At 67.2% G+C, this 18,548-nt stretch carries 18 protein-coding genes; 7 read left to right on the forward strand and 11 right to left on the reverse strand.

Features of this window, described 5'->3' with window-relative positions; translation table 11 throughout:
- Positions 1-56 precede the first annotated feature (56 nt).
- Positions 57-1,685: a long-chain-fatty-acid--CoA ligase gene (locus tag BACI71_RS03115; RefSeq protein WP_236552789.1), complete on the forward strand. Its 1,629-nt coding sequence runs from the start codon at positions 57-59 to the stop codon at positions 1,683-1,685.
- Positions 1,686-1,809: 124 nt separating this feature from the next.
- On the opposite strand, the gene BACI71_RS03120 is transcribed toward BACI71_RS03115, so the two are convergent.
- Positions 1,810-2,181, reverse strand: coding sequence for a UrcA family protein (locus BACI71_RS03120; protein WP_159754896.1), 372 nt, complete (start codon positions 2,179-2,181; stop codon positions 1,810-1,812).
- Between the two features lie 432 nt (positions 2,182-2,613).
- Here BACI71_RS03120 and BACI71_RS03125 point away from each other — a divergent pair, with 432 nt between their 5' ends.
- Positions 2,614-3,699, forward strand: coding sequence for a mechanosensitive ion channel family protein (locus tag BACI71_RS03125; RefSeq protein WP_159754899.1), 1,086 nt, complete (start codon positions 2,614-2,616; stop codon positions 3,697-3,699).
- On the opposite strand, the gene BACI71_RS03130 is transcribed toward BACI71_RS03125, so the two are convergent.
- The 6 genes from BACI71_RS03130 to BACI71_RS03155 form a co-directional block, all read right to left on the reverse strand.
- On the reverse strand, positions 3,672-4,781 hold the full coding sequence (locus tag BACI71_RS03130; RefSeq protein WP_236552790.1) for a GGDEF domain-containing protein: 1,110 nt from the start codon (positions 4,779-4,781) through the stop codon (positions 3,672-3,674). The two genes, BACI71_RS03125 and BACI71_RS03130, sit on opposite strands and share 28 nt — an antisense overlap.
- 143 nt (positions 4,782-4,924) lie before the next feature.
- Positions 4,925-6,319, reverse strand: coding sequence for an alpha,alpha-trehalose-phosphate synthase (UDP-forming) (locus BACI71_RS03135; protein WP_159754905.1), 1,395 nt, complete (start codon positions 6,317-6,319; stop codon positions 4,925-4,927).
- The gene (locus BACI71_RS03140; protein ID WP_159754908.1) at positions 6,316-8,097 is read right to left on the reverse strand and encodes a glycoside hydrolase family 15 protein; all 1,782 of its coding nucleotides are present in this window, start codon (positions 8,095-8,097) and stop codon (positions 6,316-6,318) included. Before BACI71_RS03140 ends, BACI71_RS03135 begins: the two co-directional genes overlap by 4 nt.
- Positions 8,094-8,837 (reverse strand): trehalose-phosphatase, encoded by a 744-nt coding sequence (gene otsB, locus BACI71_RS03145; protein ID WP_159754911.1) that lies wholly within the window; start codon positions 8,835-8,837, stop codon positions 8,094-8,096. Before otsB ends, BACI71_RS03140 begins: the two co-directional genes overlap by 4 nt.
- 47 nt (positions 8,838-8,884) lie before the next feature.
- Entirely contained in the window at positions 8,885-9,517 is a 633-nt protein-coding gene (locus BACI71_RS03150) for a hypothetical protein (RefSeq protein ID WP_159754914.1), read from the reverse strand.
- A 132-nt stretch (positions 9,518-9,649) separates the two neighbouring features.
- Positions 9,650-10,711: an NAD(P)H-dependent flavin oxidoreductase gene (locus BACI71_RS03155; protein WP_159754917.1), complete on the reverse strand. Its 1,062-nt coding sequence runs from the start codon at positions 10,709-10,711 to the stop codon at positions 9,650-9,652.
- A gap of 388 nt (positions 10,712-11,099) precedes the next feature.
- Here BACI71_RS03155 and BACI71_RS03160 point away from each other — a divergent pair, with 388 nt between their 5' ends.
- The 3 genes from BACI71_RS03160 to BACI71_RS03170 all read left to right on the forward strand — a co-directional run bounded on the left by BACI71_RS03160 (position 11,100) and on the right by BACI71_RS03170 (position 13,815).
- Positions 11,100-12,011 (forward strand): UDP-2,3-diacylglucosamine diphosphatase, encoded by a 912-nt coding sequence (locus tag BACI71_RS03160; protein WP_159754920.1) that lies wholly within the window; start codon positions 11,100-11,102, stop codon positions 12,009-12,011.
- Positions 12,012-12,015: 4 nt separating this feature from the next.
- Positions 12,016-13,038, forward strand: a complete 1,023-nt coding sequence (locus BACI71_RS03165; protein WP_159754923.1) for a glycosyltransferase family 4 protein — start codon at positions 12,016-12,018, stop codon at positions 13,036-13,038.
- 99 nt (positions 13,039-13,137) lie between these two features.
- A complete protein-coding gene (locus BACI71_RS03170; RefSeq protein WP_159754927.1) occupies positions 13,138-13,815 on the forward strand; it encodes a DUF1013 domain-containing protein in 678 nt (225 codons plus the stop codon).
- Positions 13,816-14,053: 238 nt separating this feature from the next.
- Here BACI71_RS03170 and ypfJ read toward each other — a convergent pair whose 3' ends face one another.
- Entirely contained in the window at positions 14,054-14,959 is a 906-nt protein-coding gene (ypfJ, locus tag BACI71_RS03175) for a KPN_02809 family neutral zinc metallopeptidase (protein WP_159754930.1), read from the reverse strand.
- Between the two features lie 125 nt (positions 14,960-15,084).
- Here ypfJ and BACI71_RS03180 point away from each other — a divergent pair, with 125 nt between their 5' ends.
- Complete coding sequence (locus BACI71_RS03180; protein WP_159760796.1) at positions 15,085-15,870, forward strand: 3-hydroxybutyrate dehydrogenase; 786 nt, start codon at positions 15,085-15,087, stop codon at positions 15,868-15,870.
- Positions 15,867-16,487, forward strand: coding sequence for a DUF4893 domain-containing protein (locus BACI71_RS03185; protein WP_236552791.1), 621 nt, complete (start codon positions 15,867-15,869; stop codon positions 16,485-16,487). Before BACI71_RS03180 ends, BACI71_RS03185 begins: the two co-directional genes overlap by 4 nt.
- Before the next feature lie 62 nt (positions 16,488-16,549).
- On the opposite strand, the gene BACI71_RS03190 is transcribed toward BACI71_RS03185, so the two are convergent.
- Genes BACI71_RS03190 through BACI71_RS03200 form a run of 3 tightly spaced genes read right to left on the reverse strand, consistent with a single transcriptional unit; the run spans position 16,550 to position 18,474 of the window.
- On the reverse strand, positions 16,550-17,176 hold the full coding sequence (locus BACI71_RS03190) for a hypothetical protein (protein WP_201297280.1): 627 nt from the start codon (positions 17,174-17,176) through the stop codon (positions 16,550-16,552).
- Positions 17,169-18,119, reverse strand: coding sequence for an aldo/keto reductase (locus tag BACI71_RS03195; RefSeq protein WP_159754933.1), 951 nt, complete (start codon positions 18,117-18,119; stop codon positions 17,169-17,171). Before BACI71_RS03195 ends, BACI71_RS03190 begins: the two co-directional genes overlap by 8 nt.
- A gap of 58 nt (positions 18,120-18,177) precedes the next feature.
- Positions 18,178-18,474, reverse strand: coding sequence for a hypothetical protein (locus BACI71_RS03200; protein WP_159754936.1), 297 nt, complete (start codon positions 18,472-18,474; stop codon positions 18,178-18,180).
- Between the last annotated feature and the right edge of the window lie 74 nt (positions 18,475-18,548).

Genomic DNA, 18,548 nt, shown 5'->3' on the forward strand with positions numbered 1-18,548 from the left:
GGCGACCCGACACTTCGGGCGCCGCCGTTTTCGTTGGTGCGTATCGGGGAGCATTGATGGCTGAGTTGTTCGGATTGATGCAGGACACCGCGCTCACCGTCGACCGCTTCCTCGATCACGGCGCGACCTGGCACGGCGATCGTGAGATCGTCTCACGCGCGGCGGACGGCAGCATCACCCGCACCGATTATCGCCAGCTCCACCACACGGCCAAACAGGTTTCCGACGCGCTGCTCGCCGCCGGCATCGCGCGCGGCGACCGGGTCGCGACGCTCGGCTGGAACGGCGCGCGCCACATGGCGGCGTGGTATGGCACCACCAACATCGGCGCGGTGCTCCACACGCTCAATCCGCGGCTGTTCCCCGAACAGATCGCGTGGATCGCGGCGCATGCGGGCGACCGGCTGCTGCTCGCCGATCCCGCCTGCGCCGCGCTCGCCGCGCGGCTGGTGCGCGACGTACCGTCGATCGAACAGGTCGTGTTCCTGTGCGACCGCGCGACGCTCCCCGCGACCGACTATCCGGTGGTCGCGTTCGACGACTGGATCGCGCCGCACGCCGGCAGCGCGGCATGGGGCGGGTTCGACGAGCGGCTGGCGTGCGGGCTCTGCTACACCTCGGGCACCACCGGCGATCCCAAGGGCGTGCTCTACTCGCACCGCTCCAACTACCTGCACACGATGATGGCGTTGCAGGCCGACGCGCTGGCGCTGACGCAACGCGAGACGGTGCTGCTGGTCGTGCCGATGTACCACGCCAACGCCTGGGGTGTGGTCTATGCCGCGCCCGCGGCGGGGGCGAAGCTGGTGCTGCCCGGCGCGCGAATGGACGGCGAGTCGCTCTACGAGCTGATCGAGCAGGAGGGCGTCACCTTCTCCGCCGCGGTGCCGACCGTCTGGCAGGGGTTGCTGCAATATCTGCGCGGTACCGGGCGCGGCTTCTCGACGCTGCACCGCGTCGTGATCGGCGGCGCCGCGCCCCCGCCGGCGCTGATCCGCGCCTTTCAGGACGATTACGGGGTCGAGGTCGTGCAAGGCTGGGGGATGACGGAGACCTCGCCGCTCGCCACCTTGTCCTCGCCGACCGCCGGGGTGCTGGCGCAGCCCTATGACGAGCAGGTGCGGCGCAAGGCGATGCAGGGGCGTTTGCAGGTCGGGCTGGACTTCAGGCTGGTCGACGATGCGGGGCAGCCGCTGCCGCACGACGGCCAGACCGCCGGGCGATTGCTGATCCGCGGCGCGACGATCACCAGCGGCTATTTCCGCGACGAGACGCCCGTCCTCGACGACGACGGCTTCTTCGATACCGGCGACGTCTCAACGATCGACCCGGCTGGCTACATGCACATCACCGACCGCGCCAAGGACATCGTGAAGTCCGGCGGCGAGTGGATCAGCTCGATCGAGATCGAGAACATCGCCAGCGGCCACCCGGCGGTGGCGATTGCGGCGGTGATCGGCGTCGCGCATCCGAAATGGGACGAGCGCCCGATCCTGCTGGTCCAGCCCGCCCCGGGGCAGACGCCCGACAAGGCGGAAATGCTCGCGTTCCTCGACGGCAAGATCGCACGCTGGTGGATGCCCGACGACGTGCTGGTGGTCGATGCGATCCCACTGGGTGCAACCGGCAAGATCGACAAGAAGCTGCTCCGCCGCCAGTTCGGTGATTATCGCCTGCCGGAGTAAGCCGGATCGACATCATCCCAGGCAGATCGTCGCGTTGGCCGTGCTTGCGGCCGCAGAAATAAGAGGCTGCGCGCAGCCGGGCGTTCGATGCCGGCCTCCGGGGATTGCGGCCGGCACGTCATGGTCACCGCGCGGCGAAGCCGATGCCGCGGTGGCGCAGCGCGAGGAGTTTGGGTTCGGCATCGTCATGCATCGTGTGCCGGCATGTCTCTTCGAGCTGCGCCGCGGCGATGCCCCGAACACCACTCCACGGGATCCGGCAGGCATTCCGGATCATGCGATCGACCCGCTGAACAAGGCGCGCCTCGCGCTGCGGGCTTGAGAAATCACTCGCGGTGACAGGGATGCGGGTCTGCACCCGATCCTCGGGATTCCGGGCATGGGCGGCGGCAGAAATTGACGCGAGGACGGCCGCGGCGGCGACCAGACACTTCAACATAAACAAAACTCCGGCGGTGATGGCGTCTTCGCGCTGAAATTCGCCCGACAGGGCCACGCCGCCCCTGTAGATCACCTGATCCTTACAATTTTAATCATTCAGCGACATCACACCGGGCGGATCATCGGCTTTCTGTCCTCGTCCAACCTCATTCATCGAGTAGAGTAAGGATTATCTTACGGTTTTCACAAACTTACTGCACGCTTGTTCTGATATATAGCTCACTGGACAATCGTGCAAATTCACCAAAATGAGCCATTTTTATTGGTATCAGCACATCGCTCTCTCTTACTTCTTCATGGCCAGCCTTCATTGTTTACCGCCACCAGCAAGTAACGATCCTGCCCAAGGCCACAAGAGAGCATTGATCTAGGGGCACTTTCTCGAGGCTGGCTCCACTGCGCGATGTCGTCACGTCAGCCCCACCGTTGGAACACCCCGCCCCGCCACCTCGTTACGCCTCCGACCACCGATAACGTGAGAGAAGCAATGGCGGACGGGATAAGGACCGCGCGCGGCTGGCTGCACGATCTGCCCGGCTGGTTGTCCAACATCTTCTATGTGGCAGCGGCGCTGGCGCTCGCGCTGGTGCTTCACCGCGTCGTCATCTGGGTCGCACGCCGCGCCACCGCCGCCCGGCCCGACAGCGCCAGCGCGCTGTTCGTCGAGCGCATCCGCAAGCTGTTGCGCTGGCTGATGCTCGCCATCGCGCTGGCGGCGGTACAGCCGGCGCTCGATCTCACCCGCGGTCAGGCGACCTTGTGGGGACGGCTCGCCGCGCTGCTGGTGCCCGGCCTGATGGGCTGGTGCGCGATCGTCGCGGTCGGGACGGTGACCGACGTGATGATCCGCCACGCCGACATCAGCGTCGCCGACAACCTGCGCGCGCGCCGCCGCCGTACCCGGCTCGGCATCTTCCAGCGGATCTTCGTCTCGGTCATCATGCTGGTCACGATCTGCACGATGCTGATGACCATCCCCAGCGTCCGCAGCCTCGGCGTCACGCTCGCCGCCTCGGCGGGTCTCGCCGGCCTCGCGGTCGGCGCCGCCGCGCAACCCGCGCTCAAGAACCTGATCGCCGGGTTCCAGATGATCTTCACCGAACCGATCCGCATCGACGACGTCGTCATCATCGACAACGAATGGGGACGGATCGAGGAGATCCGGCTGACCTATGTCGTCGTCAAGATCTGGGACGAGCGCCGGCTGGTCGTCCCCGTCTCCAAATTCCTCGAACAGAGCTTCCAGAACTGGACCCGCCAGTCGAGCGCGTTGCTGGGCAGCGTCTTCTGGTATGTCGACGCCGATGCCGACGTCGAGGCGCTGCGCGCGAAGCTGGGCGAGATCGTCACCGCCAATCCGCGCTGGGACGGTCGCTTCTGGAACCTGCAGGTTACCGACGTGAAGCCGGACGGCTCGGTCGAGTTGCGCGGGCTGATGACGGCCAAGGACGCCTCGACCGCGTTCGATCTGCGCTGCGACGTACGCGAGGCATTGATCGCCTACATCCGCGCCGAACAGCCCGGCGCGCTGCTCCGCCGCCGCGCCTATGTCGCGCTCGAAAGCGCCGGATAGATGCGGTCGCGCCCGGCCTGCTTGGCCTCATAGGCCTGGTGATCGGCGCGATCGAGCAACGTTCCCAGCGTATCGTGCGGACGAAGCTCGGCGACGCCGCCACTGACCGTGACCGCCGGCAGCCGCGGCTCGAGCCGTGCGATCGCGGCGCGGATCGCTTCGGCGACCAGCGCTGCGCCGTGCTGGTCGGTGCCGCGCAGCAGCGCGACGAACTCCTCCCCGCCCAGGCGCGCGACCAGCGCGTCGGGCGGCACCGCCCCGCGCAGCGCCTGCGCCACCGCGTGCAGCACGGCGTCGCCGGTGGCGTGCCCGAAGCCGTCGTTGATGCCCTTGAAGTGATCGAGGTCGAGCATGATCGCGCTTACCGCCTGCCCGTCCCGCCGTGCCGTACCGATCAGTGCGGCCGCGTGGCGCTCGAACCCGCGCCGATTGGCGATGCCGGTAAGCAGGTCGGTCTCGGCCTCGATCCGCGTCGACCACAGCACGGCGCGCACGATCATCAGCAACACCGCCAGCGCGGCGGCGATGGTCAGCAATCCCCCCACGGCCTGCGAGAACAAGGCGTAGGAGCTCGCCGCATAGTCGCGCATCGTCGCGCCCGAGCCGAAGGCGGCGGCAAAGAACGGCTTGACCAGAAAATAGCTGACGGAGATCGCGAGGACGACGCCCAGCGCCGCCCACCACGGATCACGCCGCTCGCGCACGGCGGCGACCGCCATCGCCGTGCACAGCAACAGCATCGAATAGAACGGGAATTGGTAGACGAGGCCGTAACCGATCGTGTTGCGCGCGCCGTCGTCCAGCATCGCGCGCCCGACGAGGGCCAGCACGACGATGGTCGGCGTCACCACGCGCGGCGGCGACCGTCCCGACAGTGCGGACACGCCGTGCGTGAAGCACAGCATCGACAGCACCAGCGCCAGATAACTGCTGGCATTGAACAAGGCCGGGGTGGAAGCGAATCGCACGCCCAATTCGCTGAGCGGCGACAGCAGTCCGATCGAATAAGTGGCGCAGAACCAGCCGATCGCGCGATGCTGCGGATAGGAGGCGCGCAGCACCGCGAAAGTGGCCGCGAACATCATCGCGACACAGCCATTCACTATCAAGGCATAAACCGCACCACTCACACGCACGCACCACTATGATTTCCGGTTAGCAGCCCGTGCTATGAAGATGCTGCGGCAGCAACCGGAACGCCATCCCTGATGCAGGTTTATTTTGATCAGCCGCCTGCATCGGCAGGAATTTTGCTCCGTTCGAGCGCGGTGAGGAAAGTTTGTGCCCACCAGGTGACATCCTGCGCCTGCACCCCGGCCATCAGCTTTTCCCAGCGCCGCACTCGTTCGTCGCGCGGCATCCGCAGCGCCTGACAGATCGCATCCGACACTTCCTCGGCGCTGTACGGGTTGACCAGCAGCGCGTCGCCCATCTGCTCGGCCGCTCCCGCAAAGCGCGACAGCACCAGCACGCCGGGGTCCTCGGGGTCCTGCGCCGCGACATATTCCTTGGCGACCAGATTCATCCCGTCGCGCAACGGCGTCACCAGCCCGATCTTCGCGGCGCGATAGATGCCGGCGAGATGATCGCGCGGATAGCCCTGGTTGACGTAACGGATCGGCACCCAGTCGACATCGGCATAGGCACCGTTGATCCGCCCCGACAGCCCTTCCAGCGATTGCCGGATGCGCTGATAGCTCTCCACCGACACGCGGCTCGGCGGCGCGATCTGGAGCAGGAACACTTCCTTGCGCTCCTCGGGATGCTCGTTGAGGAACCGTTCGTAGCCGAGGAAACGCTCCTCCAGCCCCTTGGAATAATCGAGCCGGTCGACGCCGACGATCATGTCGCGCCCGTCGGCGCTGTCGCGCATCCGGCGATAGGCGAGCCGCGCCGGCACGCTCTTCGACATTTCGGCGAACTCAACCGCGTCGATCCCGATCGGGCAGGCGATCAGCTCGACCTGCCGGTCGCCGAGCCGCGCGATATTGTTCTCGATCGTCGCGCCCATATCGTGCCGCGCAAAGTCGCAGAACGACTCCAGCCATTCCTCGGTGTGGAAGCCGATCAGGTCATAGGCGAACAGTGACTCGCCCAGCTCGCGCGCGTTGGGCAGCGTCCCCAGCAGCCGACGCGGCGGCCACGGGATGTGCAGGAAGAAGCCGATCCGGTTGTTCAAGCCCCGCGCGCGCAGCTCGGCGCCCAACGGAAACATGTGATAATCCTGGATCCACACCACATCGTCCGGCTCGATCAGCGGACGAACCGTGTCCGCGAACCGCTGATTGGTGCGCTTGTAGCCGCCCGCGAAATCACGCTCATATTCGGCCAGATCGATGCGATAATGGAACAGCGGCCACAGCGTCCGGTTGGCGTAGCCGTCATAATATTCCTGAACGTCCTGCTCTTCCAGGTCGACCGTCGCGGTGGTCACGCCGCTGTTGCGCTGGAAGTTGATATGGCCGCTGAACTGATCGGTCTGCTCCCCCGACCAGCCGAACCACATGCCGCCGCGATCGCGCAGCGCGGCGGCAAGCGCGACCGCCAGCCCTCCCTGTGCGCCGGCGGTCGAGCCCGTGGGCGCGGTGACGCGGTTGGAGATGACGATCAGGCGATTCAACGGATACTACTCCACGGTTTACTGAGCATGGCGGCGCAATTGATCATCCCGACCAACGAATAGGTCTGCGGATAATTTCCCCACAATTCGCCGCTTTGCGGATCGATGTCCTCCGACAGCAGCCCGGCGGCGGTGCAGCGCGACAGCATTTCCTCGAACAGCGCGCGGGCCTCGTCGCTGCGTCCGGTCATGAACAACGCCTCGATCAGCCAGAAGGTGCAGACGTTGAACGCCGTCTCCGGCAGCCCGAAATCGTCCTCGGTATCGTAGCGCAGCATCGTCGAGCCGCGCCGCAACCCCTTCTCGATCGCCACCAACGTATCGAGGAAGCGCGGATCGTCCGCTTCCAGAAAGCGCAGGTCGAGCAGTTGCAGCACGCTGGCGTCGAGATCGTCGCCCGCGAAGGTCGCCGACATCCGCCGCGTATCCTCGCGCCACGCCGCGCTCTCGATCCGCTCGCGGATCACCTGCGCGCGCTCCGACCAGAGCGCCTCGCGCTCCGGCAGCTTCAGCCGCTCGGCGGCATTGGCGAGCCGGTCACACGCCGCCCAGCACATCGCACTTGAATAGGTATGGACGCTCTGCCGCGTGCGCAGCTCCCACAGCCCGGCGTCGGGCTGGTCGTAATAGGCCCAGGCGCGTTCGCCGACCCGCTCCAGCGCTTCGAAATCCTCGACCCCGCTCTTGCGGAACAGCCGGTCGTCGAAGAAGGCATGGACCGAGCACAACACGATCTGGCCATAAGCGTCGTGCTGGATCTGCTCGGCGGCCTGATTGCCGACGCGCACCGGACCCATCCCGCGATAGCCCGTCAGCGATTCCTCGATCCGCTCGGGTAGCTGCGCTTCGCCCAGCACGCCGTACAGCGGCTGGATATGCCCGCCGCGCGCGCCGTCGACGATGTTGCGGAGATAGCCGAGATAGCCCTCCAGCACGTCGAGCGCGCCGAGCCGGTTGAGCGCCTGCACCGTATAATAAGCGTCGCGGATCCAGCAGTAGCGATAGTCCCAGTTGCGCTGCGACCCGGCATGTTCGGGCACCGACGTGGTCAGCGCCGCGACAATCGCGCCGGTTTCCTCATGCTGGCAGAGTTTCAGCGTGATCGCGCAGCGGATCACCACTTCCTGCCACTCCAGCGGCACCGCCAGCCCGCGCACCCAGCCCTGCCATTCCTGCGTCGTGCGATACAGCATCAGGTCGACGGTGCTGGCGAGATCGCCCTGGAAGCTCTCGTCCGGGCCGAGGAAGAAATGCAGCGGCCGCTCGACGCGGAAGGAATGTTCGCCCTGCACCATCGCGATCGGCGCGGTGGTGGTCAGCCGCAGCGCGATCGTGTCCATTAGCAACCGCAGATGGTTCGACCCGCCGATCTGCTCGCGGCATCCCCCGCCCCAGCCGCACGTCGGGCGCAGCGCGATGCGGACGCGCGGACTGCCCGCGATTGGCCGCACGATCCGCGCGAACGCCACCGGGCGATAGGTGCGCCCCTCGCGCTGGAAACGCGGGCAGAAGTCGATCACCTCGATCGCGCCGCCGTGTGAATCGCGGTGCGTGGTGACGAGGATCGGGGTGTTGCGGATATAAGCCTGCTCGATCGACACGCTGTCTTCGAGACAAATGCCCCAATAGCCGGTATCCGGCTGCTCGCCGCCCAGCAGCGCGGAGAAGAGCGGGTCGCCGTCGACGCGCGGCACGCAGCCCCAGACGAACCGTCCCTCGCGATCGACCAGCGCACTCACCTGGCAATTGCCGATCGGCCACAGATCCAGCGTCGTCATGTCTTCTCCCTGCATGCGGCATCGAGCCACGCGAGCACGTCGGCGACGCCCTCGACCCGGTAAGTGGCGGCAGTGTCCCGTGCCGGGCCGACCAGCACGCCGGCACCGCCCAGTGCGGCGGCCGCGGCGAAGCCGGCCTCGTCGGTCACGTCGTCCCCCACGAACACAGGAACCGTGCGCTGCCGTAACGGTTCCCGCATCAACAGCTCGACCGCCGCGCCCTTGTCGCGCCCGGCCATCCGCAGCTCGACCACCATCTTGCCGTGCTGAAGGTGCAGGTCGTGGACGGTGGCGAGCTGCTCGGCCAGCGCGGTCATTGCTTCACCTGCCTCGGGCGCACCGCGGAAATGCAGCCCGACGCCGAACGGCTTGTCCTCGATCAGCGTACCGGGATGATCGGCCGCGAACGCCTGCGCCTCGGCCAGCGCGGCATCGAGCGCGGCCGAGCGGTCCGGCGCAGTGATGCTGCCGTCCGGCGCGGCGACTTCGAGCCCGTGGCTACCCGCGATCGGCAGCGCGGCGGGCGCAACCAGCGCGCTGATCTCCTGCACCGGCCGCCCGCTGACGATCGCGACGCCGCCGGGCATGGCAGTACCCAGCCGCGCCAGCAACGTCGCCAGTCCGTCCGCCACCTCCACCCCGTCCGGCGTCTCGGCGATCTCGACCAGCGTCCCGTCAAAGTCGAGGAACAGGCTGGCGTCGGTCAACAGCGAAGGCGGCGGCGGCACGAGGTCGGTCATGCACGCTGAAACCCGGCGCGCGCCATTTCGATGCAAGCGCGCAACGATTACCCGGTCGCCGCGACGCGCACCAACGCACCTGACTGCCAGCGATCGTACGCGGTGAAGAAATCGGTGAAGGGAGCCTCCAAAGTCGGCAACCGCTGCGCCGCGAACGTGGGTATTTCCGAGGCGGGTATGCTCCCCACGGACGCCAAAGCGTCACGCGCAGCGCTGCAGAATCCGGCGTGCGCGAAATCCTGTGCGAAGAAATTGTACAGCCGCGTCATCTGGTCGTCGAACGCATCCTCCCACTGCGTCCCGCGGGTGGCGCGATATTCCTGCTGCAACGCCGTCTGCGCCGCCGCCAGTTCGGCTTTGCGCGCGGTCAGCATCGCATTGTATTCATTGACCATCACCGCCTGATCCGCGCCATGGCACGCCAGCACCGCGACGTTGAGCGCGGCACGCAGATGCCAGATACGCCCCGCCGCCGACAGTCCGACATTCGGCGTCGCCCACCGCCCGTCCGCCAGCCGCACCGGTATCCGCATCCCCGCCCGCGCGCCCGCCGGCATCGGCGCAAGCGCCATCTTCACAATGGGTTGCGACGGGGGCGACGGCGCCGCGGGAGGCGGCGTGCGCGAGCAGGCGGCAGCAAAGAGCGACGCCGCCCCGACGGCGAACAGGCGCAGGCGCATCGTAAAACCCCTTTTCGAACGCGACCTTGCCGCGTTCCCATTGCAGGACGCAGCGCGAAAGAGTCGAGCTGCCACGCCGTGCGTCAGACGGGGCGAGGCGAGTCGAAGCCGCCTCTCCGTGCAGCCGCTCTCCTAACCCGCCCGTTTTTCAAACGCCTGCGCCGCTTCCGCCAGCAGCGCCGCGATGATGTCGGCGATCGGCTCTTCCTTCGTCACCATCCCGACCGATTGCCCGGCCATCACACTGCCATGCTCGACATCGCCGTCGATCACCGCACGCCGCAACGCCCCGGCCCAGTAATGTTCGATCTGCAACTGCGCCTCGGCCATCGCGACGCTGCCCTCGTCCAGCGCCTGCGCCACCTCGCGCTGACGCGTCGTAAACAATTCACCGCCGGCGTTTTTCAGCGCGCGGACCGGGATCACCGGCAGCCGCGGGTCGAGCTGGACGCTCGCCACCGCGTCGCGCGCCGAGGCGCGGATGAACGCCTTCTTGAAATTGGCGTGCGCAATGCTCTCGCTCGCACAGACGAACCGCGTGCCGAGCTGCACCCCCGCCGCGCCCATGTCGAGATAGCCGGCGATCGCCTCGCCGCGCCCGATCCCGCCCGCGACGAACACCGGCACCACCTCGGCGAGTTCCGGCAGCATCTCCTGCGCCAGCACGCTGGTCGAGACCGGGCCGATGTGCCCGCCCGCCTCCATCCCTTCGATCACCAGGGCGTCGACGCCCGAGCGCACCAGCTTCTTGGCCAGCGCCAGCGTCGGCGCAAAGCAGATCACCTTCGCCCCGCTCGCCTTGATCGCCTCCAGCGAACCTTTCGGCGGCAGCCCGCCCGCCAGCACGACATGCCCGACCTCGTGCGTCGCGCAGACCTCGATCAGCGCGGTCAGGTCGGGGTGCATCGTGATCAGGTTCACCCCGAACGGCTTGTCGGTCATCGCCTTGGTCGCGGCGATCTCGGCATCGAGTAGCGCCGGCGTCATCGCCCCGCACGCGATCACCCCGAAACCGCCCGCGTTCGACATCGCCGACACGAGGTGCCGCTCGGACACCCACGACATCGCGCCGGCCATGATCGCCACCTCGCTGCCGAGGAAGGACGCGCCGCGTTCCATGCGGGCGGCGAGCCGCTTTTCACCGGACGTGGAGGCGGAAACGGCCGGCACGGCGGCGGTCAGGGTGTCAGTCATCGCGTCTGACTAGGCGGGGTGCGAACCTGTGGCAACACAGGCGGTCGGCCAGTGCCGCCGCAATCGTTTCCACTGATCGAAAATTTGCGCGATGAACGCCAGCAATCCGTCCTTTTCCACGGACCACAGCTGTGTCACCTTCGGTTCATAAAAGTAAGGATGAGGACCCTGAAATGATCGCCGGCTATAATTTCTCGTCGCGCCGCCGCTTCGCCACGCTGGCGGGTCTCGCGGTAGTGAGCTGGGGCGTGATCGCGGTCACGATCGACGCGATGGTGCGGCTGACGCACTGACGCGGAAACGTCACCGATCGGCCATACCGCCGTCACTGCGGCGAGACGGGCGAGTCACATGACGGCGGTATATCGGTGGCGAGGGAGAGCCGCTCATGCCGCCGATCGCCGCCACGCTTGCCTCCACGTCAGGGCCGCTCGCCCTGACTGCTGGGTACATCGCCGACGTCACCGATCTGTTCGATGTCGCGCACTCGCGCCCACATCGGCCGGAGGAGCCGGTCGGAGAGCGCCGTCGCTATCGCACCGTCTGGATCAGCGACGTCCACCTCGGAACCCGCGGCTGCAATGCGGACATGCTGATCGACTTTCTCGATCATGTAGACAGCGAGACCATGTATCTGGTCGGCGATATCGTCGACGGCTGGCAACTCAAGAAGCGCTTCTACTGGCCGGCTGCGCACAACGACGTGATCTGGCGGCTGATGAAGCGCGCGCGGCGCGGCACGCGGATGATCTACATCCCCGGCAACCATGACGAAATGTTCCGCCAGTTCGCCGGACTCGACTTCGGCGGGATCAAGATTCGCCGCAAGGCGATCCACGAAACCGCCGACGGTCGTCGCCTGCTGGTCCTGCACGGCGACGAGTTCGACGCGATCACCCTGTCACATCGGTGGCTCGCACATGTCGGCGACGCCGCCTACAGCGCCTTGATGACGGTGAACCGCGCGGTCAGTGCGGTGCGCCGCCAGTTCGGGATGCCGTACTGGTCACTCAGCAAGCACGCCAAGGCGAAGGTCAAGAACGCCGTCGCGTTCATTTCGCGCTTCGAGGAGATCGTCGCAGAGGCGGCGGGCAGCCGCGGGGTTGACGGCGTCGTCTGTGGTCACATCCACACCGCCGAAATGCGTAACATCGCCGGAGTCGCTTATTACAACGATGGCGATTGGGTGGAGGGGTGCAACGCCCTGGTCGAGCATTTCGACGGCACGATGGAGATCCTGAATTGGGGGGACGAGATCGCGCGTCGCGACGTCCCCGCCGTCACCGCGCTCGCCGCCTGATCCGATGCGGATCGCGATCGTCACCGATGCCTGGGCGCCACAGGTCAATGGGGTCGTCCGCACGCTGGAGAATGTCATCGCGGAGCTGCGCAACAACGGGCATGAGGTGCTGGTCGTCTCGCCCGCCGACGCTCCGTCGGTCCCCTGCCCAACCTATCCCGAGATCCGGTTGGCGCTGATACCCCCCGCGGCAATCGGACGGCGGATCGCCCGGTTTGGCGCAGAGGCGGTGCATGTCGCGACCGAAGGCCCCCTCGGCGTCGCGGCGCGGCACTGGTGCCTGTCGCGCCGGCTACCGTTTACCACTGCCTATCACACGCAATTTCCCGATTATGTCGCGGCGCGCACCGGCGCGAATCCGGAGTGGATCTGGCGGTACGTCCGCTGGTTCCACACCCCCGCCGCCGCGGTGCTCGCCTCGACCCCGACGATCGAGCGCGCGCTCAACGCGCATGGCCTGACCCGCATCCGTCGCTGGGGTCGCGGCGTCGCCCCCCTCTTCCGGCCCCAGGGCGAGCGCAACGCCGCGATGGCCACGCTGCCAGGCCCGATACTCCTCCATGTCGGGCGCGTGGCCGTCGAGAAGAACATCGCCGCCTTCCTCGCCGTGGATATACCCGGCACGAAGGTGGTGGTCGGCGACGGCCCGGCGCGCGGCGCGCTGGAACGGCAATACCCGGATGCGATCTTCCTCGGCGCCTTGTTCGGCGAGGCGCTCGCCGACGCCTATCGCGCCGCCGATGTTCTGGTCTTCCCCAGCCGGACCGACACGTTCGGACTGGTGATGGTCGAGGCGCTGGCGTGCGGCACCCCGGTCGCCGCTTTTCCGGTCGCGGGGCCCGTCGACGTGCTCACGCCCGACACGGGCGCGATGCACGAGGAGCTGTCCGTCGCGATCACGCGTGCGCTGACACTCGACCGGGCCGCCTGCGCCGCGGCAGGTGCGCAATTTACCTGGCCGGCCAGCGCGCAGCAGTTCCTTGACGCGCTGCAACCCTTCGGCGCCGCGCTCGCCCGCGCTTCGTGAGCGCGCGCTTGCCCTAACGCGCGCCACGCACTAAGTCCCTCGGTAACAGGCGGCCGCTCCGGGAAGGGGCGGCCCTTTGCATTTATGGAGACTGTCCGCATGGCCCAGCCGCTCATGCCTCACGCGACCGCCTCGTGGCTCGTCGACAATACCGCACTGTCCTTTGAGCAGATCGCCGATTTCTGCGGGCTGCACATTCTCGAGGTGCAGGCGATCGCCGACGACACTGCTGCGACCAAGCTGACCGGGCGCGACCCCGTCCGCGCGCACGAGCTGACGCAGGACGAGATCGACAAGGCGCAGGCCAACCCCAATTATCGCATGACGATGACCAAGGGCCCGGACCAGGTGCGCCGCACCAAGGGGCCGCGCTATACGCCGGTCAGCAAGCGGCAGGACAAGCCCGACGGCATCGCCTGGATCATCCGCAACCACCCGGAAATCTCCGACGGGGCCATCAGCAACCTGATCGGCACCACGCGCACGACGATCGCGGCCATCCGCGACCGCAGCCACTGGAACATCGGCAACATTACGCCGAAGGACCCGGTGACGCTGGGCCTGACCACGCAGCGCGAGCTGGACACTGCGGTCAACAAGGCGGCGAAAGCCGCCGGCATCGAGCAGGCGCCCACCGACACGCGTCTGGACGGCGATCGCGAGGCGCTGATCGCGTCACTTCGCGCGCAGCGCGAACAGGCCGCGCGCGATGCCGAGAATGGCGTGGAGAGCGGCGCCGCGGCGCGCCCGGCGTTCGAGGACCCGTTCCGCCGCTGATTAGAGCGGTAGAGCTATTTTCGTCGTCCCGGACTTGATCCGGGACCCCGCTTCCTTCTGTCCTTCGCCCGAAGAGCGCGGCCTTGGATCTGGTCCGTGACGACGAGGCTAGATGTCCGTCATTGCGCGCATAGCGAAGCAATCCAGGAAGTCCTGATCCGGCCCTGGATTGCTTCGCTATGCTCGCAATGACGACGATGGGTCGGGGCGAGCGACTTCCCGCCCGCCCCGACGACCGTCAGATCGCCCCCGAGAAGGTGTCGCACACGCCCGGGTTGCCGTTGCTCTCGATGCCACGTCGCAGCCATGCCTGCCGCTGCGCCGAGGTGCCATGCGTGAAGCTGTCCGGCACCACACGCCCCTGCGCCTCACGCTGCAAGGTGTCGTCACCGATCGCCTGCGCCGCGCGCATCCCTTCCTCGACGTCGCCCGGATCGAGACGATCGCGGTTCATCGATGCCCACACGCCGGCATAGCAATCCGCTTGCAACTCCAGCCGGACCGACAGCGCGTTGCCCTCGGCTTCGCTCGCACGCCGCTGCGCCTGCTGCACCTCGGTCGACGTGCCGAGCAGATTCTGGATGTGGTGGCCGAATTCATGCGCGATCACGTAATATTGCGCGAAGTCGCCGCCGGCTTTGTACTTGTTGGCCAGCTCGTCGAAGAAGCTGGTATCAAGGTAGATGCCGCGATCGGTCGGGCAATAGAACGGCCCCATCGCCGACATCGCGGCGCCGCAGCCCGACTGGCCGCTGCCGCTGAAGAATTGCAGCTTCGGCGCGCTGAACTGCTGGTTCTGGCTCGCGAAAATCTTTTCCCACGTATTCTGCGCGTTGCTGAAGGCGCGGCACGTATCACGTCGCGCCGTCGAGACGTCGCAGACCTGTTGCACCGTCTCGCGCGACGGTGCGCTCACCTGCGGCGAAGTGCCGCCTCCCCCGCCCAGCATCCCGCCGAGATTGCCGAGTCCACCGAACACCGCGAGCAGCAGCAGCACCACCACAATGCCGCCACAGCCGAAGCGGCTGCCGATCATCGGCAACAGCCCCAGCAAAAATCCGCCGCCGCCCCCGCCGCCTAGCCCGCCGCCGCCGCCGCGAGCCTCACCGACATTGATATCATTGTCATAATCGTCGAGCCGCATACACGCCTCCCCTGCCAAGGCTGATCGTTACCGTCGCGGCATGAATGCGTGCGCCCCGGTACGGGTTGCAACAGTCGCGTGGCGCGCCGATGGAATGGGCAGACACGTCAACGAAAGGCCCGGCAATGTTCCTCAAGGACAAGAGCGCGATCGTCACCGGATCGACCTCGGGCATCGGTCTGGCGGTCGCGCGTGCGCTGGCCGAGGCGGGCGCGCACGTTATGCTCAATGGCTTTGGCGACGGCGCTGCGATCGAGGAAGCGCGCGCCAGCGTCGCCGCGCCTGGTACTGGCGAGGTGTTGTACGATGCCGCCGACGCCGGCGATCCCGCGGCGATCGCCACGCTGGTGGCGCGCACGCACGAGGCCTGGGGTGGCCCGGACATCATCGTCAACAATGCCGGCATCCAGTACGTTTGCGGCATCGCTGATTTTCCGCCCGAGAAATGGGACGCGATTATCGCGCTCAATCTTACCGGCCCGTTCCACATGATGCGCGCCGCGGTGCCGCACATGCGCGCCCGCGGCTGGGGACGGATCATTTCGACCGCCTCGGCGCACAGCCTGGTCGCAAGCCCCAACAAGTCCGCTTACGTCGCCGCCAAGCATGGGCTCGTCGGCCTGACCAAGACCGTCGCACTGGAAACCGCGCCCCAGGGGATTACGGCGAATTGCATTTCACCCGGCTATGTCTGGACACCGCTGGTCGAACAGCAGATCCCCGACACGATGAAGGCGCGCGGGCTGACGCGCGAACAGGTGGTCGACGACGTGCTGCTCGCCGCGCAGCCGACCAAGGAGTTCGTAACCCCCGAACAGGTCGCTGCGCTGGCGCTATTTCTATGCCGCGATGAGGCGAAGGCGATCACCGGCGCGAACCTGTCGGTCGACGGTGGCTGGACCGCCGCGTGAGGCGCGTCGCGGGCGCGCTGCTGCTGTGTCTTGCCGGGCTCGCTACACAGATATGCGGCGCCGCCGCGAACCCGCTCGCCGCGGCGCCTGACTGGCGACGGCTCGCGACCCCTGCCGACCGCGACCGGCTGCGTCGCTGGTACGAGGCATGGACTCAGGGGCTGGCGCAGGCGCGTCCGGTTGCCGGCGCGGATCTCGCCGCGCAGGGGGCGCTCTTCGCGATCGACGCCGCGCTGGACGATCCGGCGCCGCCGGTCGGCACCTATCGCTGCCGCACCTTCAAGCTGGGCAGCAAAGGAGCCGTTGGAACGGGCTTCGTGAGCTATCCATGGTTCGATTGCCGGGTCGCGGCCGTCGGAGAGCAGCTCGAATTGATGAAGCTGGGCGGCTCGCAACGGCAGGTCGGGCTGCTCTACCGCGCCGACCCGACGCGCGCGGCATTTCTCGGCACGCTGCTGCTCGGCGACGAATCGCGCGCTTATGGCTACGGTGCCGACGCGACCCGCAACGTCGCGGGCTGGGTGGAGCGGATCGGCCCACATCGCTGGCGGCTGGTGATGCCCTATCCGGCATTCGAGTCGACGATCGACGTGCTGGAGCTGGTGCCAGCTGGGTAAACCGGTCCTTCGTCGCAATACAATGCGGGATCCCGGCTAAGACCCAGCGTGACGAACCGGGTTCATTCCCGCTTCCCCGGGGTGCTCTCCGGCGCATCGACCGGCACCACACCATCGATTGCGGGCAGCGTCGCCAGATATTCCTTCCCGCTCTTGTCGATCCCTGTCACCGCCTGCGGCTGCGCGGCCATGACGGCACGCAGATAGCCGCTCGGCTTCTTCATCAGCTTTGGAAAATCGACGATCGTCAGTCCGGAGCGCCGCGCCGCCTCGCGCACGAAGGTTACGCAGTTTCGTTTGTTGAGATTGTAGGTCGAATCGCCCGTGCGCTCATGCCACTCGCGGATCAGCGCCACGATCGCGCCATATTGCGCGTCGGTCAGTTTGCGCGAGAAGCGGACGTGGCTGCCCGCCATATAGCCGGGCTTCGGTCGTTCAACCCGTCCGGCGACGTTGCCGAACAGGATCGCGGGGGTCAGCGACCGCGCCGTGAAGCCATAGGCCGCGTCGACCGGCACCCCGCCGCCATCGGGGGTGCCGCGCAGCATGAAGAAGGCGTGTGGAAAGCTGTTGCCGAAATCGCGGCTCCAGAAGGTGATCGTCACCGCCGCCTGCGCCGGCCATGCCGCGAACGCGACCAGCAGCAACGTCAGCCGCCCCAGCCAGCGTCGCAGCTGCCGGTCAGGCACCTGCGGTGGTCAGCCGCTCGAGTTGGTCGGCGGTCAACCGGATCGCGGTCGCGCCGAGCAGTTCCTCGACCTGCGTCGCCGAGGTGGCGCTCGCGATCGGCGCCGTCACGCCCGGCTGCGCGATCAACCACGCCAGCGCGATCTGCGCCAGCGTCGCGCCGCTCTCCGCGGCGACCGCATCCATTGCCCCGAGCACGGCGGCGCCCCTGCCGTCGAGCAGATCGCCCATCCGCGCGCCACGGACACTTTTCGAGAGATCGTCGCTCGTTCGGTACTTGCCGGTCAGGAATCCCGAGGCCAGCCCATAATAGGGTACGACGCCGACGTTCTCGGTCACGCAATAATCCTGCAGCTCGCCCTCGAATCTGTGACGGCTGACCAGATTATATTCGGGCTGCAGCACCTGGTAATGCGGCAGTGCCGCCGCGCGCGCTGCTTCGACCGCTGCTTTCAGCCGGCCAGCGTGGAAATTGGATGCGCCCAGCACGCGAACCTTGCCGGCCTGCACCAGCGTCGCAAACGCCTCCGCGACCGCCTCCTGCGGCTGCTGCTCGTCGTCCTGATGCGCGAAATAGAGGTCGATCCGATCGGTACCGAGCCGCAGCAGCGACGCCTCGCACGCCGCAACGATCCGTGCCGGTGCCAGCTTCTCGCCGCCTTCGCCCGGCAACATCCCGACCTTGGTGGCGATCAACACCCGGTCCCGCACACCGCGTTCGCGCAGCCATGCACCGATCATCGTCTCCGATTCGCCACCCCGATGGCCATCGACCCAGGCGGAGTAGACATCGGCGGTATCGATCATCGTCCCGCCGCCTGCGACGAACGCGTCGAGCACGGCGAACGACGCGTCGCGGTCCGCGGTCCAGCCGAAGACGTTACCGCCAAGCACCAGCGGGATGATCCGCAGTTCGGATGCGCCGAGGCGCCGCTTGTCGGTCATGACGTTCGTCCCGCTGGAGAAACCGCCGCAGCTGCGATCAGCCGCGACGGCAGTCACATCAGTTCTTGTCGCGCAGATCCTCGCCCGCCCGCACCATCGCGTTCCCGGTCGCGTCCGCGGCGCGGTCACCGCTGTTCTTCAGCGCATCGCCGGTGCGGTCGAGGCTGTTCTCGGCCTTGTCGAGCGCGCGATCGGTCGCCGCGTCGACGTCGTTCACAGCGTTCGAGGTGGTCGCCGTGGTATCGGCAGCGATCGCGTTGCCGGCTTCGGCGGTCTGGTTCTGCGCATGCTGGCTGCATGCGGCGAGGCCCAGCGCGGTGGCGGCGATCAGGCCGGTGGTGAAAAGACGCTTCATCAGGTTTCTCCCTGTTTCGTTACGCCGGCAAAATAGCCGCAGCGGCAACGCGAACGAAAGATGCGGGTAAAAGG

The sequence above is a fragment of the Sphingomonas sp. 8AM genome (assembly GCF_902506455.1).
Lineage (GTDB): Bacteria > Pseudomonadota > Alphaproteobacteria > Sphingomonadales > Sphingomonadaceae > Sphingomonas.

What these genes read in the sequence shown, in the direction of transcription:
- BACI71_RS03115 (WP_236552789.1), top strand. Translation starts at nt 57, where the DNA reads ATGGCTGAGTTGTTCGGATTGATGCAGGACACCGCGCTCACCGTCGAC.
- BACI71_RS03125 (WP_159754899.1), top strand. Translation starts at nt 2,614, where the DNA reads ATGGCGGACGGGATAAGGACCGCGCGCGGCTGGCTGCACGATCTGCCC.
- BACI71_RS03130 (WP_236552790.1), bottom strand. Translation starts at nt 4,781, where the DNA reads ATGTTCGCGGCCACTTTCGCGGTGCTGCGCGCCTCCTATCCGCAGCAT.
- BACI71_RS03140 (WP_159754908.1), bottom strand. Translation starts at nt 8,097, where the DNA reads ATGACGACGCTGGATCTGTGGCCGATCGGCAATTGCCAGGTGAGTGCG.
- otsB (WP_159754911.1), bottom strand. Translation starts at nt 8,837, where the DNA reads ATGACCGACCTCGTGCCGCCGCCGCCTTCGCTGTTGACCGACGCCAGC.
- BACI71_RS03150 (WP_159754914.1), bottom strand. Translation starts at nt 9,517, where the DNA reads ATGCGCCTGCGCCTGTTCGCCGTCGGGGCGGCGTCGCTCTTTGCTGCC.
- BACI71_RS03155 (WP_159754917.1), bottom strand. Translation starts at nt 10,711, where the DNA reads ATGACTGACACCCTGACCGCCGCCGTGCCGGCCGTTTCCGCCTCCACG.
- BACI71_RS03160 (WP_159754920.1), top strand. Translation starts at nt 11,100, where the DNA reads ATGCCGCCGATCGCCGCCACGCTTGCCTCCACGTCAGGGCCGCTCGCC.
- BACI71_RS03165 (WP_159754923.1), top strand. Translation starts at nt 12,016, where the DNA reads ATGCGGATCGCGATCGTCACCGATGCCTGGGCGCCACAGGTCAATGGG.
- BACI71_RS03170 (WP_159754927.1), top strand. Translation starts at nt 13,138, where the DNA reads ATGGCCCAGCCGCTCATGCCTCACGCGACCGCCTCGTGGCTCGTCGAC.
- ypfJ (WP_159754930.1), bottom strand. Translation starts at nt 14,959, where the DNA reads ATGCGGCTCGACGATTATGACAATGATATCAATGTCGGTGAGGCTCGC.
- BACI71_RS03180 (WP_159760796.1), top strand. Translation starts at nt 15,085, where the DNA reads ATGTTCCTCAAGGACAAGAGCGCGATCGTCACCGGATCGACCTCGGGC.
- BACI71_RS03195 (WP_159754933.1), bottom strand. Translation starts at nt 18,119, where the DNA reads ATGACCGACAAGCGGCGCCTCGGCGCATCCGAACTGCGGATCATCCCG.
- BACI71_RS03200 (WP_159754936.1), bottom strand. Translation starts at nt 18,474, where the DNA reads ATGAAGCGTCTTTTCACCACCGGCCTGATCGCCGCCACCGCGCTGGGC.